The 7147-nt window shown below is 70.9% G+C and carries 7 protein-coding genes; 4 read left to right on the top strand and 3 right to left on the bottom strand.

All coding sequences use genetic code 11. The features are described 5' to 3' along the window. The first annotated feature begins 85 nt into the window (after positions 1–85). Positions 86–961, top strand: coding sequence for an oxygen-dependent coproporphyrinogen oxidase (gene hemF, locus RDU12_RS05710; protein ID WP_300292275.1), 876 nt, complete (start codon positions 86–88; stop codon positions 959–961). Between the two features lies 1 nt (position 962). On the opposite strand, the gene RDU12_RS05705 is transcribed toward hemF, so the two are convergent. After that, positions 963–3347, bottom strand: a complete 2385-nt coding sequence (locus RDU12_RS05705; protein WP_300292277.1) for an ATP-binding protein — start codon at positions 3345–3347, stop codon at positions 963–965. A 187-nt stretch (positions 3348–3534) separates the two neighbouring features. Further along, positions 3535–4236 (bottom strand): type 1 glutamine amidotransferase, encoded by a 702-nt coding sequence (locus tag RDU12_RS05700; protein ID WP_308684244.1) that lies wholly within the window; start codon positions 4234–4236, stop codon positions 3535–3537. Between the two features lie 73 nt (positions 4237–4309). Here RDU12_RS05700 and RDU12_RS05695 point away from each other — a divergent pair, with 73 nt between their 5' ends. After that, entirely contained in the window at positions 4310–4618 is a 309-nt protein-coding gene (locus RDU12_RS05695) for an antibiotic biosynthesis monooxygenase (RefSeq protein WP_300292520.1), read from the top strand. Positions 4619–4622: 4 nt separating this feature from the next. Here the strand turns inward: RDU12_RS05695 and rlmJ are convergent, their stop codons facing one another. Then, positions 4623–5444 carry a 23S rRNA (adenine(2030)-N(6))-methyltransferase RlmJ gene (rlmJ, locus tag RDU12_RS05690; protein ID WP_300292518.1) on the bottom strand — a complete coding sequence of 274 codons (822 nt, stop codon included), beginning with the start codon at positions 5442–5444 and terminating at the stop codon, positions 4623–4625. Between the two features lie 124 nt (positions 5445–5568). On the opposite strand from rlmJ, the gene RDU12_RS05685 reads away from it, so the two are divergent. After that, positions 5569–6588 (top strand): DNA topoisomerase IB, encoded by a 1020-nt coding sequence (locus tag RDU12_RS05685; protein WP_300292517.1) that lies wholly within the window; start codon positions 5569–5571, stop codon positions 6586–6588. A 61-nt stretch (positions 6589–6649) separates the two neighbouring features. After that, positions 6650–7147, top strand: a 498-nt coding sequence (locus tag RDU12_RS05680; protein ID WP_308684243.1) for a thermonuclease family protein, incomplete at its 3' end; no start/stop codon positions are given.

Here is a 7147-nt window from a genome sequence, read left to right as displayed (position 1 = left end):
CCACCCTCCCCGGGACGGGGAGGGAGAAGCCGCCGACGCCCTCTCCCCTCGACCCTCGGACCTCACCCCCTTACAAGCCGCCTCCATGACCGACGCCGCCGACCCCCTCGCCCTGCAGAAGACCGAAGCCCGCGCCTGGTTCGAGGACCTGCGCGACCGCATCCACGCCGCCTTCGAGGCGCTGGAGGACCTGGCGCCCGCCGACCTCTTCCCCGGCGAGCCCGGCCGCTTCGTGCGCACGCCCTGGGACCGCAAGGACGGCGGCGGCGGGGTCATGGGCATGATGCACGGCCGGCTGTTCGAGAAGGTCGGGGTCCATGTCTCGACGGTGCACGGGACCTTCCCGGCCGACTACGCCAAGGGCGTGCCGGGCGCGGCGGAGGACCCCCGATTCTTCGCCACCGGCATCAGTCTGATCGCCCACCCGGTCAGCCCGCGCGTCCCGGCCGTGCACATGAACACCCGCTTCATCGCCACGACCAAAGGCTGGTTCGGCGGCGGCGGCGACCTGACGCCCGTGCTGGACGTCGACCGGCGCCAGGATCACCCGGACACCGTCGCCTTCCACGCCGCCATGAAGGCCGCCTGCGACGCCCATGACCCGGCGTGGCATGCCAGGTTCAAGGCCTGGTGCGACGAGTATTTCTTCCTGCCGCACCGCAACGAGCCGCGCGGCACCGGCGGCATCTTCTACGATCATCTGGACAGTGGCGACCGGGCCCGCGACTTCGCCTTCACCCGCGACGTCGGCGAGGCCTTCCTGGAGGTTTATCCGCGCATCGTCGCGGGCCGGATGGCCGAGCCCTGGACGGCGGAGGAGCGCGAGGAACAGCTGATCCGGCGCGGCCGCTATGTCGAGTTCAACCTGCTCTACGACCGCGGCACCATGTTCGGGCTCAAGACCGGCGGCAATGTCGAGTCGATCCTCAGCTCGATGCCTCCGGTGGTGAAGTGGCCGTAGCCTAGGCCGTCTCAAGCTCGCGCGCCGGCTCCAGCGCCGTGCCGATGGCGTCGAACAGGCCGGCCATGGTCACCGGCTTGGTCAGGTGGCCGTCGGCGCCGGCGGCGCGCCCGGCCTCGACATGCTCCGACATGGCGTTGGCCGTCAGCATCAGCACCGGGGTGCGCTTCAACCCGTGCTCGGCCTCGTGGCGGCGGATCGCGGCGGTCGCCGTCAGACCGTCCATGACCGGCATCTGCATGTCCATCAGCACCAGGTCGAAGCCGCCCTCGATGAAGGCGTCGACCGCCTGACGGCCGTCCTCGACGGCGACCAGCTCCATCTCGGTCGCCCCCAGCATGATCTCGACGACCTTGCGGTTGGCCGGGTGGTCGTCGGCCAGAAGGATGCGCAACGCGACCGCCTCGACGTCGCGCGTCGCCGCTTGCGGCGCGTCGGCCGGCGACTTCGCCTGCTCGACGCGCGGCAGCGGGATTTCGAACCAGAAGCTCGATCCCTCTCCCGGGGTGCTTTCGCAGTCCAGCGCGCCGCCCATCAGGTCGACCAGGGCGGTCGAGATGGCCAGGCCCAGGCCCGTGCCGCCGTACCGTCGCGTGATCGAACCGTCGGCCTGGTGGAAGCGCCGGAAGATGCGGTTGCGCTGCTCGCGGTCGAAGCCCACCCCGGTGTCGCTGACCCGGAACGTGATCCGGTCATCCGCCCCCGCCGAGACGGCCAGGCGAACCGAACCCTTGCTGGTGAATTTCAGGGCGTTGTTGACGAGGTTGGTCAGCACCTGGCGCAGCCGCACGGCGTCGCCCTCGAACTGCCCCGACAGGGCGGGATCGAAATCGACCTCCAGGGCCACGCCCTTGTCCTCGGCCTTGACCCGCCACAGGGCGCCGATGTCGCTGACCGCCTGTTCGAGGTCGAACGGGGCCGGCTCGATCGCCACCTGACCGGACTCGATCCTTGCGCTGTCGAGGATATCGGACAGCAGCCGTTCCAGCGTCACGCCCGACGAGCGGATCAGCTCGACCATCTCCCGTTCCTGCGGACCCAGCGGCCTGCGGGTCAGGGAATCGGCCATCGACACCACCCCGTTCAGCGGCGTGCGGATCTCGTGGCTCATATTGGCCAGGAATTCGCTCTTCGCCCGGTTGGCGTCCTCCGCCCGCCGCTGCGCCGCCCGCAACCGATCCGCCTGTCGCGATTGCCAGACCACCGTCCCGATGGCGAACAGCAGGAAGATGATGCCGATGGCGATCACGGCGCGCTGCAGATTGGTGTTGGCCCGCGCCGTCTCCAGCTGTTGGCGCCGCTCCGCCAACTGCTGCTGCATGTCGCCGGTGACCTGGTGGATGCCGGCGCTGAAGCTCCGGGCCGTGGCCGTCTCGTCCTCCAGCATGTGCTTGCGCAACAGCCGGAAAGCCTCCGCCGTCCGACCTTCGGCGAACAGCACCTCGGCCTCGACGTGATCGATCTGGAGGTCGACCCCGCCGGCCTCCAGACGCTTAAGGGCCTCGAGATCCCGGCGGGCGGCCGCGGTCTGGCCGGTGCGGGCGCGGGCGATGGCCCGCAGGGGCAGGACGTCGCGGGCCATGAAGGCGGCCGCGCCCAGGTCCTCTCCGTACGGTTCGATGCAGGCCAGGACCTCTCGCGGAGCCTGACGCGCGTCGGCGACGGTGGCGCACAGGCTGGCGTCATAGATCGCCAGCGTCGGAAGGTCGGAACGACGCGCGAGACGATGGTGGGCCGCCCAGTATTCCGCGGCGCGCGCCTGATCGCCGACCCTCACCGCCATCATGGCCAGGTTGTAGAGGCTGTCGAAATCCGGCCGGGGATAGGCCGGGTTGGAATAGTCGATCTCAAATTTGCGGAAGGCGGCGGCGGCGCCTTCGACGTCGTTCAGCTCCTTCAGCGCCATGCCGGTGACTTCCCAGATTCCGGCCTGGGCGGTCGCCGCGAAGGGGTCGTCTTCCGGGATGTCCGCCTGGGCCCGCGCCAGCAGCTCAAGGCCCTCGCCGATTCGGCTTTCGTCCACCCGGGCCAGGGCCGCCAGCCGGGCGGCGTGCGCCCGAACGAACCAGTCGCGCCCGGTCCGGGCGAACCGATCCATCTCGGCCGAGACGCCGGCTTCACCCTGGTCGTATCGCATCGTCAGGTCGTTCAGCCGGGCGATGTCGACATAGCGGGCGTCGGCTTGCTGACCCGCCGCCTCGGCCAGACGGCGGTTCCACACCGCGGCCCGTTCGAACTCGCCCTGGTTCAGAATGGTCCAGGTGACATGATAGAGCCGGTTCAGGCCCTCCCGGTCGCCGCGCCGGACAGCAGCCAGGCCGAACGCCTCAAGCGCGGAGAAATTGGTGGAGGCCGCCCGTCGCTCCACGAACCGGGCGAGCGCCATCGAATCCTCGGCCCGACGCGCGTCCGCGGCCGCCTGCGCGGCGCTGCCGGACGCCGGGACAAGTGCAGCGAGCAGAACAAGACTCGCCGCCAGGATTCGAAAAAGCGACATGAGGATTCCGACGTGATCCTCCGTCCTCGCACACATATGTTGCGCAAGGTTTAGCGCGCCCGGGATGAGGCGGCGGCTAGCGGCGAGGGCGCGATTCGGCGAACCGGCCCAGCCATTCGCCGACCCGTTCCCGGTCATCCGGCTGCGCGAGGCTCGCGAGCGCGTGGTCCGTGACCGCCGCGCCGATCTGCGCGCGCCGACCGCCGGTCAGATCGGCGGCGTAGGCCGGCGTGAACTCCGGATGGCCCTGCAGGCTGACGGCGTCGTCGTCCCAGGCCAGGCCCGCGAACGGGGTGAAGGCGCTGCTCAGGATGACCCGGGCGCCCGGCGGCTGTTCGACGACCTGGTCCTGATGCGAGGCCGGGAGAGCGACGGTCGCGGCGGCCGGCGTCATCCACGGTTCGGTCGAGACCACCTCATAGCGATGCAGGCCGACGCCCCAGCCGCGGTCGGACTTCTCGACCCGGCCGCCCAGCGCCTGGGCCATGGCCTGATGCCCGAAACAGACGCCGATCAGCCGGGTCCGGCCCTTCGCCGCGCGGATCCAGTCGAGCAGGTCGGCGATCCAGGCGGGGTCTTCATAGACCCCCGCCGGCGAGCCGGTGATGATGACGGCGTCGAAGGCGGTCGGGTCGGGCCGCTCCCCGTCCTGGGCGTCAAAGGTCTCGAACGCGAACCCTTCGCCCAGCAGGGCGCGGAACATGGCGGGGTAGTCGCCGTGCCGCCCGGCCAGCGCCGGAGGCGGCGCCCCAGTCTCCAGGATCGCAATTCGGGTCATTCGCCGCTCCATCTCCGACCGATATGGGCGATGGCGCAAGACGGGGGAAGGGCGATCCTCTATGGGGCGGCTCATGACCGAAGCCGCCTCCGATCCTGTCGTCCTGATCAACGTCTACCGTTGCGAGCCCGAGCGGCTGGATGCGCTGATGGAGCGTCTGGCCGTCATGGTCCGCTCGCAGCGCGAGGCGGAGGGTTTCATATCGGCCACCCTGCATCGCGGGCTCAACGGCAAGGTGGCGGCGGTGCACGCCGTCTGGCGCTCGCGCGAGGACTGGAAGGCCATGGCCCGCAGCCCCGCCGTCAACGCCGCCATGGAGCCGATCATGGCCATCGCCACCTTCGAGCCGCACCTCTACGAGGCGGGCGAGGTCATCGAATAGCGGGTCAGCCCGTAAACCAGACCTCGGACCGGGCCCCCTCGCCGCCCAGTGTCGCCGCGACCCAGCCGCAGACCTCGTTCGCCGCCGCCTCGGCCCCCGGCGGCGGGTTCAGCACCACCACCGCGCAGCCGTTCATCTTCATCGGATCGGTCAGGGGGCGCAGCCGCGCCTCGGCCACCAGCGCCCGCTTGATCCCGGCCTTGTCGAGCCGCCGCAGGAAGCCGTCGAAGGTCTCCATGTCCTTCAAGGGGGTCCAGATCGCGACCGTCGCCCTCGGATCGGCCCGGACGATGGCGGCGGCGGTGTCGGCGGCGCGATTGTAGTCGTCCGGCTGTTCGAACGGCGGGTCGATCAGCACGAATGGGGCCGTCGCCTCCGCCGCCCACGCCCTCGCCTGATCATAGCCGTCGCCGCCCTCGGCCGCGGCCTGGGGAAAGGCCTCCAGCGCCCCGGTCAGCAGGTCGAGAACCGGCGGATGCAGCTCGAACCCGACATAGCGGTCCTCGTCGCCCAGCCGTCCGGCGATCAGCCGGGGCGAGCCGGGATACAGGCGCACGCCGCCGTCTGGATTGAGCCGCGCCACCTCGGCCGCCAGCGCCTCGATCAGCGGCGGCCGGTCGGCGGCGGCCATCAGGCGGGCGATGCCCGCCTCGGCCTCCTTCGAACGGGCGCCGTCGCCGGTCAGGTCGTAGATCCCGGCCCCGGCGTGGGTGTCGATCACCGCCACCGGCCCCGAGGCCTGCCGCCGCTCCAGCAGCCACAGGACCAGGGCGTGTTTGACGAGGTCGGCGAAATTCCCGGCGTGGAAGCTGTGACGATAGTTCATCGCCCTGCCCTCTCGCGCCCCGCCCCGCCGGTCAAGGGGAACCGGCGGACATCGGCCCACGTTGGCGCTGCGCAAATCCTCAAGAGGCTGACATGGCGACGACATCATCCGGCGGGCTGCGCTGATGGCCCACGGCGCCCTGGCGGTCGAAACGCGGGCCGAGGTTCCCGCCGGCCTGACGTTCTGCAGCGACGAGCTCCCGGGGCTGAGGCGCACGGCCTCTGGCAAGGGCTTCGCCTATCACGACCCGCAGGGCCGTCTGATCCGCGACCGGAAAATCCTCGACCGGGTCCGCGCGCTCGCCATCCCTCCGGCCTGGACCGACGTCTGGATCTGCCCGCGCGCCTCGGGCCACATCCAGGCCACGGGGCGGGACCTGAAGGGCCGCAAACAGTACCGCTACCACCCCGCCTGGCACGCCCACGCCGCCGAGACCAAGTTCGAGCGCCTGCCGGAGTTCGCGCGCACCCTGCCGATGCTGCGGCGTCGGGTCGAGGCGGATCTCGGTCGGCGGGGCGTGTCGCGGGAGAAGGTGCTGGCCACCGCGGTGCGGCTGCTGGAGATCACCCTGATCCGCGTCGGCAACGCCCAGTATGCGAAGCAGAACCGGTCCTATGGCCTGACCACGCTGAACAAGCGGCATCTCGAGATCGACGGCGCGGCCCTGACCTTCGCCTTCAAGGGCAAGAGCGGGGTCGAGCACGAGGTGAAAGTCCGGGACCGCCGGCTGGCTGCGATGGTGCGAAACCTGCGCGAGCTGCCGGGCCAGCAGCTGTTCAAATACCGGGATGCGGACGGCGCGCTGTGCGCCGTCACCTCGGACGATGTGAACGCCTACATCCGCGAGGCCATGGGCGAGCAGTTCTCGGCCAAGGATTTCCGGACCTGGGCCGGGACGGTGTCGGCGGCCCGGGCCCTGCGCGACATGGAGCCGCCGTCGTCGCCGACCGAGGCGAAACGCCGGATCACCGTCTGCGTCAAGGCGGTGGCGGGCCTGCTGGGCAATACGCCGACGGTGTGCCGGACCTCCTACGTCCATCCCCGCGTGTTCGAACTGTTTCAGGACGGCCGTCTCGGCGAGGTCCTCCCGGGGCCGGAGGCGGCCGGCTTCGAGCGCGCCCTGGCCAGGGCTCTCGGGGACTGACCGCAACGGTCGGGAAAGGTTGATCGACGACCCTGCCGGCGAACGCCCGACAGGTGAGATGATGGCTGGACGCGGATACCCCCGCCGGACGCGGAGCCCGTGGAGGAAATCCCGGAGCCGGGTCGGCATCCTGACCGAAGCGCTGGTGCTGGCCTGCATGGTGCTGGCGGTGGTTCTGATCCTGCGACCGGGCGCCGACGTCGCCCGCGCCGAGGTCGAGCCGGCCCGGGCCGGGGCGTCGGCCGGCCGGCTGAAAGGCATCGGACGGGTGGTCGACGGCGACACCCTCGACGTGGGGGCGGTGCGGGTCCGCCTGCACGGCATCGACGCCTTCGAGCGCGATCAGATGTGCGACGGCCCGCGCGGAGCCTGGGCCTGCGGGGCGGCGGCGACGCACGCCCTGAAGGACCGGGTCGAAGGCCGGGGCCTGATCTGCCGCGTGCTCGACACCGACCGCTACGGCCGCAAGGTCAGCCGTTGCGAGCACGCGGGCGTCGACGTCGCCGGCGCCCTGGTGGCCGAGGGGCTGGCGCTGGCCTATCGCCGCTACAGTCGGGAC

The sequence above is a fragment of the Brevundimonas sp. genome, assembly GCF_031082345.1.
Taxonomy (GTDB): Bacteria; Pseudomonadota; Alphaproteobacteria; order Caulobacterales; family Caulobacteraceae; genus Brevundimonas.
The sequence above is the reverse complement of the archived record's forward strand: the minus strand, read 5'-3'. Positions and strand labels throughout refer to the sequence as shown.

What these genes read in the sequence shown, in the direction of transcription:
- hemF (WP_300292275.1), top strand. Translation starts at nt 86, where the DNA reads ATGACCGACGCCGCCGACCCCCTCGCCCTGCAGAAGACCGAAGCCCGC.
- RDU12_RS05705 (WP_300292277.1), bottom strand. Translation starts at nt 3,347, where the DNA reads ATGGCGCTCGCCCGGTTCGTGGAGCGACGGGCGGCCTCCACCAATTTC.
- RDU12_RS05700 (WP_308684244.1), bottom strand. Translation starts at nt 4,236, where the DNA reads ATGACCCGAATTGCGATCCTGGAGACTGGGGCGCCGCCTCCGGCGCTG.
- RDU12_RS05695 (WP_300292520.1), top strand. Translation starts at nt 4,310, where the DNA reads ATGACCGAAGCCGCCTCCGATCCTGTCGTCCTGATCAACGTCTACCGT.
- rlmJ (WP_300292518.1), bottom strand. Translation starts at nt 5,444, where the DNA reads ATGAACTATCGTCACAGCTTCCACGCCGGGAATTTCGCCGACCTCGTC.
- RDU12_RS05685 (WP_300292517.1), top strand. Translation starts at nt 5,569, where the DNA reads ATGGCCCACGGCGCCCTGGCGGTCGAAACGCGGGCCGAGGTTCCCGCC.